Genomic DNA, 16,470 nt, shown 5'->3' on the forward strand with positions numbered 1-16,470 from the left:
TGGCGCTGTTGTTTCCAGTATTTCAAAGATCTTTATTCCTTAATAATCAATCACTTATCTCACTTTTATACCACCATATCTTTCGATCGGGTTGCAAAGGTAAGCGGCTTTCTTCATTCAACCAAAATTAATTTTGAAGTTTTTTTTCAGCCTTAATTTTCGATGATTTTTTGAAGCCTGTAAGAGAAGAACTACTGTGCTTTTTTCAAAAGCGGATTGCAAAGATAAGGCAAGTTTTAATCAAGTTCCAAAATTTATTTCGGAATTTTCTTTCCTTTTTTTTCATCCATCTTTCGAAGAGCGTGGTTCGTTTTTCAGAACCGGGCGGCAAAGATAAGCGGATTTCTTTTCCTTCCAAATTTCAGGATGTATTTTTTCAAAGAAAGTTTCCGTAGCTGAATGTACAAAACACTGAAAGTCCTATCAGATAAGGCTTTCAGCACAGTTAACCTTACTACGGATTTTTAAAGAACCCTTCAGGATAAGCTACTGCCATTAGGAAAAGACCATGTGCGGGCGTAGAGAAATCCGCTTTGGTGCAGTCTAAAGAAAGTATAATCTCATTCAATTCTTCCAATCCAATCTTTCCCCTTCCTACCTGTAACATTGTTCCAACCAATCCACGCACCATTCCACGGAGGAACCTGCTCCCTTTCACACGGTACAACAGGGTATCATTTCCCTGTATCCACTCCGATTCAAACAACTCGCACTGGAAGGTTTTTACCTGGGTGTTGCGCTTGGAAAAAGACTGAAAGTTCCGGTGTGTTTTCAACAAAGCTGCAGCGGCCTGTAACCTGTCCATATCCAACGGATAAGGGAAAAAGTAAGCCCTGTCGTCCAGAAAAGGGTTCTTCTTACTATATATATGATAATGATATTCTCTTGAGACCGCATGAAACCGGCTATGCGACGATTCGTTCACCGCTAGTATATTCTTTACCACGATATCACGGGGCAAAATAGCATTCACCTTGTACAACACCTGGTCATGGGGTGGCAGCGGGTCGTCATAATGAAAGAAATTCTGCAGAGCATGTACACCCGCATCGGTTCTCGAGGAACCTGTAAGCTGAAAAGGCCGGCGATGCAGGGTTGAAAGCGCTTTCTCCACTTCAGCCTGGATGGATCCCGCATTCTCCTGCACCTGGAAACCGCTGTAATGCGTCCCCTTATAGGCTACTTCCACGAAATATCTGCCCATCTGCGTTACTTACCCACCAGGGCTTTGAATCGATTGATATAATAGGTCTCTTTCAACAGGTCTTCCAGTGTAGAAAACTGCTCCTTATCCGTTACATTACCGTAAGCGGCATCCAGGAAGGCATAGCGTCCCTCCTCTTTCAGGAATAAAGCGGCCAGGTGCCTGATCTGGGCCACCGCGTATTTTTTTCTACGGAACTCTTTCCGGGCCACGTCTACCATATCCTCTTCGGTTGTTTCCGCCGCCATTTTTCTCCTGAGCTGGAGCATATCGGACTCAGATGCACCCAGGGGTTTCACTGCAATGGCGGTATCCACGATCACAACGGCCGTGTCAACAATTTCCTGCACGGTACTGTCTGTTGTGGCTTCCGCATCTACAATGGCCATAACAGAATCAACTATTACATCTTCGGCATCACCGCCTTTGGCACTGGCGGAATCCGTTTCAGCCTGTATTTTAACGGTAGAGTCCGCGTTATTTTTACCGGTTCCTTCTCCATTTTTCAATGAGAAATCCAGGAACGACACTGCTTCTTTCTTCGCTGAAGTCTGTTTTACTTCTTCTTTAACGGGCGCATCCAATCCATCCTGTGGAATGAAAACTTTAATGGTATCTCTTTTCCCATCAGAATACTCATCTATAAATATGCCCATATGGCCGGAATCCAGCTTAGTCATGCTTTTTTTCACCACATTGCTTTTCAATGAAACCGGTGTGACTTTCACCTCTTCCGTTTTTTCCTCCTTCTTCTCCAGTATTTTAACCTGTTCCTTATCAGATTGAACCACTACTTGTGCACTATCAACAGATACACTATTTTCTGCAGCCAGATCTGTTTTCACTACTGCATCCTCATTCTTTTCAACTGCTACTTTATCAGGAAGCGAAGATTCTTTCACTAAAACCGCCGAATCAACTTTTGGCTGCGCTTGCTGCACCACTTCCTGCTTCACCGCCGCTTTCTTCACCACCGGTACTTCAGGTTTTATCCGGATGGAAGGATCATCTACCACCATTGCCAACCGGTCGATAAATCCACCAGGCCGCGCCATTTTTCCACCAGTATTCCCAGGCAGCGTATCCGTTTTGCCCTCAACAGACTCTTCTGCCATATTCCCGCCCTGCTTTACAGCGTCCGCACTACCGGAATAAGTTACCGCAAGGGTTTGAAGGTTAAACAAACCCCACCCTTTTTCACCGAAATTCTTCAGCACCACGCCCTGATCTTTTCCCCCGGAACTGTATGCGAACGCCTGCTCGGGTACTTCTCCCTTCGGAAAACCCATGCGAAATTCCACCACGGCATCCGTCAGATCGGGCACTACCAGGTGGCCATGCACACTTGAGCTGAGTACTTCCGCCCCCTTCTTAACATAAAAAGGTTGACCGTTATCGGTTTGTATGTAAAGAAAATTCTTTTGCTGAGCCGTTGCAGACAACGTTAACCCGGTAAGAAGAATGATCCCGTTGAGTTTGTTCATATAAAAATTCCTTCGTTCGCAGTGAAATTACCACAAAGCTATCTGAAATGCGGCTACCATTTAACATTTACAGCAGGTTTTGTGGACTATTTTTAAGTACATTCGGCGCACTTTAACGCATTATTATGAGACGATTACCGATTATCTGCGCCCTCCTGGCCACCTCTTTTTGCGCCATGGCACAGGGCCCTGAAGAGAACCAACAGAACGATACCTGGAAAAAAATGTACCGTGCCAGCGCTACGCTGGAGCACGACCTGGTACACACTAAACTGGATGCCAGCTTCGATTTCCCCGCCAGTCAAATGAAGGGAAAAGTGTGGATCACGCTGCATCCCCACTTTTACACATCCGACAAAGTTGTGCTGGACGCGAAAGGCATGGACATCCATTCCGTGAGCATCGTGAAAGGTAGCAGCAAAAAGAAAGCCACGTATGAATACGATGGTCTGGAACTTTCCATTCAACTGGACAAAGCTTACAAAGGTGGCGAAGATTATACCTTATATATAGAGTACACCGCGAAACCAAACGAATTCAAAACGAAAGGCAGCGCAGCCATCACAGATGCAAAAGGCCTGTATTTCATTAATCCGGAAGGGAAAGAGGACAAGCCAACGCAAATCTGGACACAGGGCGAAACAGAAGCCACCAGCGTATGGTGCCCCACGATCGACCGCCCCAACCAGAAAACGACACAGGAGATCGCCATGACCGTTCCGGCGAAGTTCATCACGCTTTCCAACGGCAAACTGGCTTCGCAGAAGAAGAACAGCGACGGCACCCGCACCGATACCTGGAAAATGGAGCAACCCCACGCCCCTTACCTCTTCTTTATGGGTGTAGGTGATTACGCCGTGGTGAAAGATGTGTACAAAGGAAAAGAAGTGAGCTATTATTTAGAACCAGAATACGCCCCCTTCGCCAAAAAGATATTCGGTGATACCCCCGAAATGATGGCGTTTTTTTCACGGATCCTGGGTGTGGAATATCCCTGGGTGAAATACGCGCAGATCACGGCACGCGATTATGTAAGCGGCGCCATGGAAAACACCACCGCCACCCTGCACGGTGAATCCGCCCAGCAGAACGGACGCGAACTGGTGGATGGCAACCGTTGGGAAAGCACCATCGCCCACGAACTTTTTCACCACTGGTTCGGTGATCTCGTAACGGCGGAAAGCTGGAGCAACCTCACCGTGAATGAGTCATTCGCCAACTACAGCGAATATTTATGGTACGAATACAAATACGGTAAGGACAAGGCCGACGACCATAACCTGGAAGATATGACGGGCTATCTCTTGAGCCAAAGCGAACAAAAGGACCTCGTGCGCTTTTACTACCGCGACAAAGAAGACATGTTTGATGCCGTGAGCTACAACAAAGGCGGCCGCATCCTGCACATGCTCCGGAACTATATCGGAGACAGCGCATTCTTCCGCTCCCTCAGCACTTACCTCAACGCGAACAAGTTCAAGGCCGCGGAAGCACACCAGTTGCGCCTCGCCATGGAAGAAGTAAGCGGCAAGGACCTGAACTGGTTCTTTAACCAGTGGTATTTCGGTGCTGGTCATCCCAAACTTGACATCAGCTATGTGTATGATGATAATGCCAAAAAAGCGAGCGTCATCGTTCAGCAAACTCAGAAAGACAAGCTGTTCTTCCTGCCCATCGCTATTGATGTGTATGAAAAAGGAAAGGCAACACGTTACCAGGTGAACCTCTCCGCCAAAGCCGACACCTTCAGTTTCAGCTACCAGTCGAAGCCCGAACACATTAACGTGGACGCCGACAAAATGCTGCTCTGCGAAAAGAAAGACAATAAAGGTGATGCCGGTTTCCGCGCCCAGTTTATGAGCGCTAAAAACTATATGGACCGCAAAGAGGCCATCGATCACTTCCTGCAGAACCGCTCTTCTGAACTGTCGAAAGAAGTACTGGCTAAGGCGTTGAAAGATCCTTTCTATGGACTCCGCAAATATGTGCTGGATGAAATGAAGGAGAAAAAAATGAATCCCGCAGCCTATGAACAGGATATCTTTAAACTGGCCGTGGAAGATAAATCCGCGCCTGTCCGTGCTTCCGCCCTCTCTATTCTTGCCGGACTTAAAAAATCAGAATACGAAGGGCTGTTCAGGAAAGCCCTGAAAGATTCATCTTACTCTGTTGCCGGAGAAGCCCTGGAAGGACTGCAATTCCTGAACCTGGAAGCGGCCAAAGAAGAAGCGAAAAAACAAAGTGGCGACGCGAAAGGGAAACTTGCCGCCGTAGTATCCGACATCTTCATCAAATACGGCACTGCCGCTGATTTTGATTTTGTGGCCAAAGCCTATGCCGGAATGCCCGCGAACCAGCAAAAGTTCGATCTCACTCCCCGCTTCTGCGATTACCTGGGTACCATTGCTGAAACCGCTAAAGTGAAAAAAGGCGTAGATGCCGTGGTGGCTTTCAGGGATATGCTGCCCGAGTCCTTAGACTTTGTGAAGAATTTGATGAACGGATACCTCAAAACAATCGTGACCAAGAAAGAAAAACTGAAAACTGGAGCCGATGCTGCAGCGATTCAGGAACAGATTGATTATGTGAACGGGAAGATTGCGGGTAAGAAAGGGTTTTAGTGACAAAAGGAAGGAAGTATTTCACGCGATTGCTTCGTACCTCGCGGGAACAAGGACGCAAGGAGTAAGGAGTGGTTGTTTGGCTGATTACTTATAGAGGGATGAAGAAAATATGTTTTTATCTCTCGCCACGACGCAGCGACGCCACGGATTCATGAGAAAGCAGTTTTGCAGAAAGCTGGCAGAAGAACTAATTTACTTTTATGCCTGACCTGTAATAATAAAAAGGGATGTATCACAAAGTTTGATACATCCCTTTTTAGTTTAACTATAATGAAACCTTGTTATTAGATGTGCTCATTTCAATTCAGGAAATCTGGTGATCCATAGAGGAAGAGTACTAACTTTTTTAAGCGTTTCTATATGTTATCCCAACAACTAATCTACTTCCATAATAACCACATACACCTTCCCAAATCATACATCTTCCAAATCATAAGAAGGAAATTGAATCGTGCTCTAACGTTGCGCCTGCGAGGTACGAAGCAATCGCGTGAAAAAATCACAACATCCCAAACAAATCCGGATAATCCGTAATAATCCCATCTACCCCCAATGTCTTCAACGCCCTGATCTCCTCTAATGTATTCGGCGTCCATGGGACAATCTTCATTCCTAAGGCATGGCACTCACTAACGAGCGCCGCCGTTACCATTTTGTAATTGGGGCTGTAAATAAACGGCGTGAACCCCAGTGTTTTTAATTGCTCGCTCAGGGTTCTTTTCTCCTTCGCATCCACGAGATAAGACGTTTTGATGCCCGGGTATTTTCTATTCACCACCTGGATGGTACGGATATCGAATGACTGGATCACAGTTCTGTTGGCGATGCCTTTCTTTTTCAGGACGGCCACCAGTAAATCGGTGAACTCCTCCGGCAACGGGTGGTGGGTTCCATCCTTTCCGGCCTGGGTCTTGGTTTCGATGTTGTACCAGAGCGGTGCGTGCCCCTTTTCTGCGGCATAACTTTCCGAAGCGGTAACCAGGTCTTCCAGCAAAGGCTTGTGTACCTCCATTTTCTCCTGGCGGGGGAAGCCGGGGTGAGGTTTCGAGCCCACATCATATTTTATGATGCTGTCATAATTCATGGTATAGAGCGCCCGGGAGAACGCATCTTCTTTCGTCATGGTCTTCCCTTCGGGCGTAAGACAAAAATCCTGGTGGAAGTAGGTATCGTGCGACACCACTACTTTTTTATCCTTTGAAATCACCACATCCATCTCCAAAGTGGTAACCCCCATATCGATGGCTTTCTTCATGGCGGGGATGGTATTTTCCGGCATCAGCCCTCTGGCACCACGGTGTCCTTCGGCGGAAAAAGACGGAAAGGGAATGGAGGAAACCACGCTACTTTTGGGTGTCTTACACGCAATAGCGGTAGTGAATAACGCTATCCCAACAAAACATACATTTTTCATTTCAGGTAATTTCCGGCTTTGAGGATGTTCCTCCAATGCAGGTATCCTGCTGCGGTGAGGTGTAATCCATCGTAAGTAAATTCTTTCTTCAGTTTCCCCTTTTCGTCCTGGAACGCGGTGTTGAGGTCGATGAGTGTGGCGCCTTCTTCGGCTGCCAGTTGTTTCATTGCAGCATTCACTGCTGCGATATGCTCATCTTTATTGTAATGATTGGGAAACTTCGTGAAGTCGTTGTTTACGGGAAGAATGGTTTGCAGGTATATTTTAGTACGCGGACTTCCTTTCTTAATACGCTCCACCATTTTCCGGTGGTTGGCGATTATGCAGCTGTCCGGGATATTCCTTGAGATATCATTGACCCCGATTAAAATAAATACTTTGGCCGGCTGTCCTTCTATCACTTCATCCAGTCTTTCCAATACACCATAGGTAATATCACCGCTGATGCCCCTGTTTTTTGCCCGTGGTTCACTGAGCAGTTCGTTCCAGTCGGAGCCATCGGTGATGCTGTTTCCCAGGAACACGATATCTTTTTTGCTATCGGGATAGGATTTGAACTGAGCCACTTTCAATTCAAAGTTGGCGGGCCGGTGGGTGCTGTCCCATTTGACCTGTGCAGATGCATTCAAAGTGGCGAATGTAGCGAGGGCGAAGCAAATCTTTTTCATAAAATTTAAACCGTTTTTTCAACTGAATATTTTTTGCCGAACCTGTCGGTGGCCACCACTTTCACGCTGACGGCTTTCTGAGGAAGCGCAGCGGTGAAAAGGTGTTCCGTTTTGTTAGGCTCCACGAAGCCCCGGGTTTTCGGCAGTTCCTTACCAAGATACAACATAACGGTTTCAGGATCCATCCCTTCCTGTTGCCGCAGGGTTCCTTTGTAACTATTATCGAGCCAGTATTCCACTTTCCAGGCGGGATCGTGGTTCCAAACGTTTACGAGTAATTCTTTTTCGCCAGACTGGCTTTGCTGTGTTTTCAACTCTAATTGATGGTCGGCGGGCATTCCGGTTGATTTGTAGTACCACTTCAGTTCCGTCCCGTCCACTTCATACACGCCGTATCCACCGGGCGTTCCATCGCCACAGATTCTGCCCACCCACCAGGGGCCGCAAACAGTTCCGTGGTTGTGTTCAAAAACCCCTCTTTCTATCGAGTTCCGGTTGATGTGGGTATGGCCGGTCATCAGGTGCATCTTATAACCCTTCGTGATGTTCAGCAATACCTCTTTGTTTTTCGTGGCTTTCAGGATAGGAATATGGGCACACAGTACCAGCAGGTGGTCTTTAGGTACGAAGGAAAGATCTTTTTTTAACCAGGCCAGTTGCTGGTTGGAAATATGGCCATCGTATTCGCGGGCCTTTCCGAGATAACGCACGTTATCCAGCACCACATAGTGCACTTTCCCGCGGTTGAACGAATAATGGGAGGGGCCAAAGTGTTGATTGAACGTCACATCCGAAGTTTCATCTCCACCCTTTTCCAGGTCCATATCGTGGTTGCCCATACATTGGAAGAAGGGTACACCCATTTCAGCGACGGCACCGGCGTAGTCGGGGAACATATCAAGGGTATCCCAAACAATATCGCCTACGGTAATGCCGTGCAGCAGCGTTCCTTCGGGCATTTCATTTTTCAGTTTTACCACATCCGGAACGGTCTGCGTCATCATCTTCTTTACGTCCGCTTTTGTTTTTGTTTGCGGATCGGCCCAAATAAGGAAAGAATGCTTTTCGTCGGATACCGGTAGTTTTTCCAGTGAAAAAACAACTTCCTGGTCCGTTATTTCACCTACGGGAACATAATGCTTGGTAATCCCCTTCTCCTGGAGGAACGCATGGCCCGATGGGGTGGAAATAAACACGAAGCGTGCATCGGTATGCATGGTAAAATCAAATGCACCGTTCTTATCCGTTTTCAACACGGAGAATCCATCGCTCACCACTACGCCGGAGATGCCTTTTCCATTGCTCACCACTTTTCCTTTTACCCGTTTCTTTTCCTTCAGAATAGATTTCGGGTTCTTTTTCACCGCCTTTTTAACGTTGGCGGAAACAAACTGATAGCCTGTGAGCAATACGCCCCCGGTAAGTAAGAGGGAGCGGATGATAAACGATCTTCTTTTCATTGTGCGGGTTGCTTAGAAGTTTATGCCGGGAATTGTTTTAAGTTCATTGAAATATTGAATGTAGCTGTCGTACAGCGGAGCGTTCACCCATTGCAGCAGTATTTCATTGTTGTTGCGCAACGCATTAGTGGTAAAATTATGAGAACCGGTTACGAGCACTTTCGCACTGGCCCCTGACCAGCTTCCTTCTATCAGCATGAATTTGGCATGGATATTCACTTTCTGCCCGGGTTGTGTCATGTTGTACATTTTCACCGATCCACCAGCGTTCACCAGTTCTTTCAACACCTGCTGAACTTCTATATCGATGGACGACTTCACCACCAGTTCCACCTTCGCTCCTTTTTTACGGAGGTCAAGCAGTTTCTCAGCCACGTTTATCCTCGACTTCACCCAATCGCTCATACCTATCCGTATCGTGGCAGTTGCCGGTGTGGTTATTTTATTCAATATTTCTATGATCGTATCATCGCCGTAAGCGCTGCCATTTCTTCGTTTGGGAAGAAAGAAAGCCGTTATGCCCGCGCCCTCATCCTGAAATTCCTCGTACCAGAACTGGCTCATTCCTGCTGTAGCGCGCTGTTTCAACTGGCTCCAGTAATTCCTGAATGCATGGTATACACCTTCATTCGAAAACACCAGCGCATCCTGCATCTTTTTCGTTTCACTGATGTTCCAGTTGTGCGATGTCTGGAACACAATATTATTTCTTTTTCCATTACTGGTAACCGCCGATGAAACCAGCATGAACTTGTTGTGGTTAATGGCCGTGCTTCCCGCATCACTTACGGTGGCTACTACTTCCGAAGGGGCTGACAACCGACTGGATAAACGTGGTATCAACATGCTGTTCATCTGAATGGATTCTTCCCTGCTTTTATCTAAAATAATTTTCACCACAACGCCTCTCTGATGGGCTTTCACCAGTTCATCTTCCAGTGCCGGATAATCCATCAGGTAGATGCACAAGTGAATAGAATCCTTTGCAGGAGTAGCTTTCACCAATTGTATGAGCTTATCGATGATGGTATAAGACGACTGCCCCGCAGCTACTTTTGCCGGTTCCGTAAAATAAACGCCGGGCAATGTTAATGCCACGGGAACTAATGTTTCCTGCTGTTCTTCCGTGGTTCCTTCCCCTGCTCCTTTTGAACAGGACAACAAAAAAACAGCAACGATCAGCGCGATCGCTGTACAGTAATTCTTCATATGATCAAATTGTGAAGAATAAAAAAAGGCGGTACGGATGCTTGTTGAAAAGTCCGTACCGCCCTATATAATCATGTTATTCTTTCAGTTTCGTGGCTCCTTCCGTTTCGATATCCGTGAGTGTGGAAGTGGCACTGAGCGGAAGTATCACCTGCGACCTGGCCTTCACCCATTTGCCGAGTACGGGATTGTATTCTCCGCCCAACAGGTTGAAGAAACCGGTGGAAATACCGCCATACACCAGGTTCAGCGTATTGGACCCGGCCCTGTAATAAGGTTGATCCTCCAGCGTAATCGGGTTCCGCACATCATAATAATCCGTATCTCCCACCCTGAACCCTACTTGTGGCGGACCCGCGGAGTATATGCTGCCGTTCGCGCCTACAAAAAGCACATCTAGTGGTTTGGTATCTTTTGTCACGGTAGTTCCCGCAAAAACAGCGATCCCCGATGCGTTGCCGCTGTTGGCCAGCAGGTTCGTGGTTTTGGTACCGAATCCATCCCCATCCGTATTTCCATAATGGAAGGAACGGACCCAATTCGCGGAGCTGATGTTCGTGGAGCCACTGCCATTGATCACTTTCGTAGAGCCTCCGATATAGAAATAAGTTCCTTTAGCCGCGAACCCTGTTGTAAGGTTAAACTTATAGGTGCGCAGGCCGCCCGTTGCCCATCCATTCACCGGGATGCCCGTTGGCGTGGCGGTTCCCGCATTGTTTACTGTAACCACGGAATACGGTGTAACGGAAAAATCAATATCGCGCGTAGCGAGCAACTGGATGTATTCGTAATTGTTATCGCTGCCGTTGGCATCGTTCAGGAACCCTGAGATCACCATGGGCACAATGTTTATTTCTGAACTCAGCACCACAATATCATCCGCCTTGCGCACCCTGAACTCGGGAATGGTATCGCCCGACGCATTAAAAGTGTTCAGTACAATACCATAATAATTGGCGCTGAAAGGCAATACATTGTTCGCGATGGCCGAGCCTGGCAACGTATTCAGTGTGATATCGCCGAAACCATCGTTCAGCATTTTTTGTCCGGAGAATACATCGGTTGGCGCAGGCAGTGGGTTAAAACTTCCTTTCACGATCACCGACAAAGTTCCCTCATACCAATCTGGATGCTCCAGTATTTTGTTGATGGGTACCCTTACCACCGGCAGTGTATTTCCGGAAGACACTTTGGTGATGCCGCCTTTGGGAATATCGGTCACCATCAGCAGGCCACCTTCATTGGTGAGGGTAGCGCCGTTCAGTTCCACATGCAGGGAATCTCCGGGTACGTACCCGGCCGCTTCGCTGCCGATCTTCAAGGCGATACCGCGCAACGCATCCAGGCGACGCGCATCCTGCACGAACACCAGGCCTTCCGGCAGGTTGTTCCCGGAATGATCCGATACTACCACGGCCGCCAGTTTGGTGGCGCCGAACATGTTTTGTGTGGTCAATTTGACGTCCTCACCTTTGTAAATACCGCGCACATCATAGATGGCAATGTACGGACTCACCTTTCCACCACCGTAATTGCCGTTCTTATCGCAACCTGTTACCGCGGCAAGCGCCAGTACCAGTGATATATAGAGTAGCTTTTTCATACTTAATGTTTTTTAATTGTTGCCATAACTAAGGCCGCTGCCACCATACTAGTGTAGACATATTATCCGCGCCCTGGCGGTCCACGGCGATCCGGTAATTGGTTGGATTCGTGGACTGCACATACACCGGATAGTTCATCCTTCCGGGCATGATGCCGCCGTTCTGCAATCCCGCGCCTTTCGGCAGAACGGGATACCCTGTTCTCCTGTATTCAAACCATTGCTGGTAGTCTACCAGGAACAGCGCATAATATTTCTGCAAATGAATCTTCGCCAGTTTCTCTTCAAAAGATTCCGCATCGTTCCACTGAATATCCGCGGCTTCCAGGAAACTCTGGATGGCCACGTTCCAGGTGGGCACCCAGTATTTGATGGCGGCTTCGGCCCCCAGGTTATAATGCGCGGCTGGTGATGCGGTTGTCCATCCCCGTAAGGCCGCTTCTGCGCGGATGAACTGCACTTCAGCGTAGTTCATGATGATGCCCGTCATGGGATCGTTCATTAAAGTAGGCGCTGCGTTACCGGAAACGGTTTGGTTCGTAGAATAGAAGTAGGATTTCTTTTCCGGATTTTCATTGGGATGGTAGCCGCTGGGCACGCCCTGGAAAGAACCCTGGAACGCCGCTATGCGCCACCTGTTCACGCCACTGGTTCCCCAAACGGGATCAATGCGTGGATCACGCCAGTTTACCAGGTTATCGATGAAGAAGCTCGCGATGGCGGGCTGCCGGAAATCCTGCTCCCGAACGGTAAGCAATGGAGAGTTGAGTGCGCCGCCGCCGATCCATTGCACAATGGCGGATTCTTCATTGCTGGCAATCACCGGGTAGTTCGCGGCGTTGGTCTCCAGTATTTCCCTGATCTTGGTGATGCAGGCATCGGCGACATCAGCCTTATGTGAAATACGCAGCAATAACCGCAGGTACAGGGAGTTGCAGAATTTTCTCCAGCGGAAAAGGTTGCCGCCGTAAATGGGATCACTTGCGCCCACAATGGCAGTATCTCCTTTCAGCAATTCATTCGCCTGCTCCAGTTTGCTGAAGATATCCAGGTAGATGGTTTTCTGTTCATCGAATTTCGGTTCGAAGTTCAGGCTGTCTTTTCCCTGGTTCGATTCAAAATAAGGAATGTCTCCAAAGGTATCCGTGAGGTTGGCATAGATCCAGCTTTGGAGGATAAGCGAAATGGCCCGGTAAGATGAATTACTGTTGGGCGCGGTGTTCGCTACTTTGTAGATGTCTTTGATATCCGTAAGCTGCGAATACAGGCCATTGTAGAAATAATCCGAGAGGTTTGACCTGAAATCGTACCGGAAAACGCGTCCTTCCGCATCGCCCATGTCTACGGTCACCTGCATGAGTTCGTTGTTGAAGTTCCGGTTGCGGATCATATTATAGGTCATCGTATTCACGACGGAAGGCTGTAACAATTGCTGCGGCAGCGCTTCAGGCACGGCGTTCGGATTGGTGTTCTTCGCTGTAAAATCTTTTGTACAGGAACTGAGCGTTACACTTCCGAGCAGCAGTGTGGCGGTTATATGTTGAAGTATTTTTTTCATGGTCATCATTTTAGAATCCGATTACTAAGTTGGCGCCGATGGTTCTGGTAGAAGGGAACTGCGCTGTTTCAAAGCCCTGCACGATATCGGTGCCCGCGAGCGTACCGAATTCAGGATCGAACATGGGCCAGGGCGACCAGATGAACAGGTTCCGGCCATATACGCCGAAGGTGGCACGCTGTAATCCAAGTTTTTTCAGCGCCTTCGCTTTCAGCGAATAGTCGAGGCGTGCTTCGCGGAACTTGACAAAATCCGTGGAGAAGGTGCTTCCTTCGCCATTGTCTATGCCCCAGTGGGAACGGTAGTATTCATCGATGTTCGTGGCGATGGTGGTATTCGGCACATATTTACCATCTGTGCCTAATACTACTCCGTTACCGATGATGCCGTTATAGCGGCCGGGGATGGTATTGGTTGTTTTCCCCTGTTCCGCCAGTTTGTAGTGCATCAGCGAGTGGGCCACAGCGCCCATCTGCGCGTCGAACAGGAAGTTCAGCCTGAAATTTTTATAAGAAAGATCATTGCTGAAACCGAATTTATAACGGGGAATGGTATTCCCGAGGTACTGCACGTCTTCGCTGATTTTAGCGTAGCCGGTGGTTTCATCGTACACGATCTGTCCATCGGGGGAACGCACATAACCTCTTCCGTACAAATCGCCCATGCTGCCTCCTACTTTCGCCACGATCTGTCCGCCGGCAACGGGCCCTGTTCTTAATACGACTGAACTGTCGAGTAATTCCGCCACTTTATTGCTGTTGGAGGAGAAAACGAAATTGGTGTTCCAGCGCAACCCGTTTTTGATGTTCACGGGTGTTGCATTGATCGCGAGTTCAAAGCCCCTGTTGTTCACACGACCCGCGTTGAAATAGGCGGTGGCGTACCCGCTGGCCCTGTCTACCACGCGCGAAAGTATCTGGTTCTTTGTATTGCCTTCATACAGCGCAACATCGAAGCCGAGCCGGTTTTTAAACAATTTCACATTAGCGCCCACTTCATACGTGATCGTTTTGAGTGGTTTCAGATTGGGATTGGCCAATACGGAGGGGTTAGTCAATCCGCCGGCGAACTGACTTCCAGGTGATACATAATAGAAGGAAGTGAGGTATTCTCTCGTGCCCCCGCTGCCCACGCCAGAAGCGGAGAAACGGAGCTTGGCGAAATCGATGGAGGCGGGCATTGTCACGAGATCCGACAGCACAAAACTAAGGTTGGCCGATGGGTAGAAGAACCCGGCGTTCTCGGTTCTGGCCGGTGTTGCGAGTACGCTCGTCCAGTCCTGTCTGCCGGTGAGGTCCAGGAACAGGTAGTTTCTGAAACCCGCGGTCAGGATACCGTAGAAGCTGTTGATGGCGTATTCGCTCTGATAAGGCAGTGTAATCAATTGCCCCGCGCTGTTGGCGAACGTATAGATGCCGGGAGAAGTAAGGGAGTCAGCCCGCAGTTCATCCTTATTGTAGTTGTTGCGCGTGGCGCTTCCGCCACCGGTGATCGAGAAATCGAAATCGCTGTTGATTTTCTTGGCGTATTTCAGCAGGAAATCGGTTGTGGCTTCCTGTGAGAAGATGTTTTGGGTACGGAAGCTTCCTTTCGGCAACCGGGAACCGGCATCGTAAGGTCTTTCCTGGGCACGCGCCTCGTAGCTGAAGTCCATGCCCGTTCTTACCATCAGGCTAAGTTCAGGGGTAAAGTTATACGTGGCCTGCACATTGCCATTGAAAGCATGGCGGTTGGAACGGTTGATGAATTCGTATGCGATGGCGAAAGGGTTCTCGGGGAAGGTGCTGAAGGGGTAAGCGATTTGTCTTCCCGTCTGGCCGTTTCTCCAGTAATTCCTCAGCCAATCCATATCGGCATTGGGTTGCCAGAAGATGAACCAATACATGATGGACTGGTTGCCGTATCCAGCGCCGGGCAGGTTATCGCTCCATTTGTTGTTGTAGTTTACTTTAGCGGCGATCTGCAATTTCTCGTTCACTTTCGTGTTCACGGAAAGGGCCACGGTGTTCCTGTTGTAACCGGTGTTGGGTGTGATCCAGTTGTTGGTGACGTTGGTGAAGGAGAACCTGGCGGAAGTTTTTTCCGTACCGCCTTCCACACTAACGGTATTGGTCAGTGTTTTGCCGGTTTCGAAATACTTCTTCAGTTTATTCTTATAGGGTACCCAGGGTGTTCTTACTGTTCCCCTGGTTTGGGTTACGGGATCCCATTGGTAGAAGAGTTGTCCGTCGAAACGTGGTCCGTAGGCGGAAGAAGTTCCGCTGGTGGAAGGACCGTCTTCCGAGGTGCCGAGGGAATAGTAGTTGGCGCCGTTCAGCCCCTGACCATATTCCCATTGAAAATCGGGCCAGCGGTTCACCTGTTCAATATTGGCGTTGGAATTGAGTGTTACGCCCCACCCTTTCTTTTTGCTTGCGCCCGATTTGGTGGTGATGATGATGGCGCCATTTGCGGCACGCTGGCCATATAGCGCGGCAGCGCCTGGACCTTTCAATACGGTCACGCTTTCAATGTCTTCGGGGTTGATATCGTTGATGCCGCTTCCGTAGTCGGCGGGCATGTTGTCGCTGCTGGTACCATAGGCGCTTTCTCCTGAAATGGCCGTTCTTCTGCCGCTACCCTGGTTCATGATCACACCGTCTACCACCAGCAACGCTTCGTTGTCGCCGGTGAGGTTGTTTTCACCGCGAAGGATGATTTTGTTGGAACCGGTGGGACCACTGTTGGAGCGCACAAGATTCAGCCCGGCCACTTTACCTGAAAGGGCGTCGGTCCAGTTGCTGGCCATCGCATTGGTCAGTTGCTCTCCCTGCACGGTGGTGGTGGCATAGCCCAGCGCTCTTTCTTCCCGCTTAATACCGAGGGCGGTCACTACTACATTTTCCAGTTCGTTGGCTGTACCGAGCAATTGCACCGTGAGCCGGTCCTGTTTTCCCACCTTTACTTCTCTCACCTGGAAGCCGATGGCGGAAAAAACAAGGGTTTCGTTTTCCGCTGCATTGATGGAGAATTCCCCTTTTTCGTTAGATGTGGTTCCCCTGCTGGTACCCTTCACCTGGACGTTCACATCGGGGATGGGCTTATTGTCGTTGGGATTCGTCACCGTTCCGGTGATCTTTTTTTGCTGGGCGAACAAAGCCATGTTCACCAGGAGCAGGACAACAATACCGAGCAATTTCGGTACCGGCAGTTTTCTTCCTGCAGCAATCGTTGAGATTTTCATAAGCAACACTTGGGTTATTAAAG

10 protein-coding genes are annotated in these 16,470 nt (G+C 48.8%); 1 reads left to right on the forward strand and 9 read right to left on the reverse strand.

Features of this window, described 5'->3' with window-relative positions:
• Positions 1–454: 454 nt before the first annotated feature.
• Positions 455–1,204, reverse strand: coding sequence for a tRNA pseudouridine(38-40) synthase TruA (gene truA, locus M4J38_RS17810; protein WP_251761160.1), 750 nt, complete (start codon positions 1,202–1,204; stop codon positions 455–457).
• 5 nt (positions 1,205–1,209) lie between these two features.
• On the reverse strand, positions 1,210–2,688 hold the full coding sequence (locus M4J38_RS17815; protein ID WP_251761161.1) for a DUF4476 domain-containing protein: 1,479 nt from the start codon (positions 2,686–2,688) through the stop codon (positions 1,210–1,212).
• Positions 2,689–2,813: 125 nt separating this feature from the next.
• Between M4J38_RS17815 and M4J38_RS17820 the strand changes: the two genes are divergently transcribed.
• The gene (locus M4J38_RS17820) at positions 2,814–5,309 is read left to right on the forward strand and encodes a M1 family metallopeptidase (RefSeq protein WP_251761162.1); all 2,496 of its coding nucleotides are present in this window, start codon (positions 2,814–2,816) and stop codon (positions 5,307–5,309) included.
• Positions 5,310–5,811: 502 nt separating this feature from the next.
• On the opposite strand, the gene M4J38_RS17825 is transcribed toward M4J38_RS17820, so the two are convergent.
• The 7 genes from M4J38_RS17825 to M4J38_RS17855 form a co-directional block, all read right to left on the reverse strand.
• On the reverse strand, positions 5,812–6,726 hold the full coding sequence (locus M4J38_RS17825) for a glycerophosphodiester phosphodiesterase (RefSeq protein WP_251761163.1): 915 nt from the start codon (positions 6,724–6,726) through the stop codon (positions 5,812–5,814).
• A complete protein-coding gene (locus M4J38_RS17830; RefSeq protein ID WP_251761164.1) occupies positions 6,723–7,394 on the reverse strand; it encodes a GDSL-type esterase/lipase family protein in 672 nt (223 codons plus the stop codon). The genes M4J38_RS17825 and M4J38_RS17830 overlap by 4 nt, the downstream gene beginning before the upstream one ends.
• A 5-nt stretch (positions 7,395–7,399) precedes the next feature.
• Positions 7,400–8,854, reverse strand: coding sequence for a calcineurin-like phosphoesterase family protein (locus M4J38_RS17835; protein ID WP_251761165.1), 1,455 nt, complete (start codon positions 8,852–8,854; stop codon positions 7,400–7,402).
• A gap of 12 nt (positions 8,855–8,866) precedes the next feature.
• Positions 8,867–10,063 (reverse strand): phosphatidylserine/phosphatidylglycerophosphate/cardiolipin synthase family protein, encoded by a 1,197-nt coding sequence (locus M4J38_RS17840; protein ID WP_251761166.1) that lies wholly within the window; start codon positions 10,061–10,063, stop codon positions 8,867–8,869.
• A 76-nt stretch (positions 10,064–10,139) separates the two neighbouring features.
• A complete protein-coding gene (locus tag M4J38_RS17845; protein WP_251761167.1) occupies positions 10,140–11,666 on the reverse strand; it encodes a DUF5689 domain-containing protein in 1,527 nt (508 codons plus the stop codon).
• A gap of 28 nt (positions 11,667–11,694) precedes the next feature.
• Entirely contained in the window at positions 11,695–13,224 is a 1,530-nt protein-coding gene (locus M4J38_RS17850) for a SusD/RagB family nutrient-binding outer membrane lipoprotein (RefSeq protein ID WP_251761168.1), read from the reverse strand.
• Positions 13,225–13,234: 10 nt separating this feature from the next.
• The gene (locus M4J38_RS17855; RefSeq protein WP_251761169.1) at positions 13,235–16,447 is read right to left on the reverse strand and encodes a SusC/RagA family TonB-linked outer membrane protein; all 3,213 of its coding nucleotides are present in this window, start codon (positions 16,445–16,447) and stop codon (positions 13,235–13,237) included.
• Positions 16,448–16,470: the final 23 nt, after the last annotated feature.

Origin of the sequence: Parasegetibacter sp. NRK P23 (assembly GCF_023721715.1) — a bacterium.
Classification (GTDB): Bacteria; Bacteroidota; Bacteroidia; order Chitinophagales; family Chitinophagaceae; genus Parasegetibacter.

What these genes read in the sequence shown, in the direction of transcription:
- M4J38_RS17855 (WP_251761169.1), bottom strand. Translation starts at nt 16,447, where the DNA reads ATGAAAATCTCAACGATTGCTGCAGGAAGAAAACTGCCGGTACCGAAA.
- M4J38_RS17840 (WP_251761166.1), bottom strand. Translation starts at nt 10,063, where the DNA reads ATGAAGAATTACTGTACAGCGATCGCGCTGATCGTTGCTGTTTTTTTG.
- M4J38_RS17830 (WP_251761164.1), bottom strand. Translation starts at nt 7,394, where the DNA reads ATGAAAAAGATTTGCTTCGCCCTCGCTACATTCGCCACTTTGAATGCA.
- M4J38_RS17850 (WP_251761168.1), bottom strand. Translation starts at nt 13,224, where the DNA reads ATGAAAAAAATACTTCAACATATAACCGCCACACTGCTGCTCGGAAGT.
- M4J38_RS17815 (WP_251761161.1), bottom strand. Translation starts at nt 2,688, where the DNA reads ATGAACAAACTCAACGGGATCATTCTTCTTACCGGGTTAACGTTGTCT.
- M4J38_RS17845 (WP_251761167.1), bottom strand. Translation starts at nt 11,666, where the DNA reads ATGAAAAAGCTACTCTATATATCACTGGTACTGGCGCTTGCCGCGGTA.
- M4J38_RS17820 (WP_251761162.1), top strand. Translation starts at nt 2,814, where the DNA reads ATGAGACGATTACCGATTATCTGCGCCCTCCTGGCCACCTCTTTTTGC.
- truA (WP_251761160.1), bottom strand. Translation starts at nt 1,204, where the DNA reads ATGGGCAGATATTTCGTGGAAGTAGCCTATAAGGGGACGCATTACAGC.
- M4J38_RS17825 (WP_251761163.1), bottom strand. Translation starts at nt 6,726, where the DNA reads ATGAAAAATGTATGTTTTGTTGGGATAGCGTTATTCACTACCGCTATT.
- M4J38_RS17835 (WP_251761165.1), bottom strand. Translation starts at nt 8,854, where the DNA reads ATGAAAAGAAGATCGTTTATCATCCGCTCCCTCTTACTTACCGGGGGC.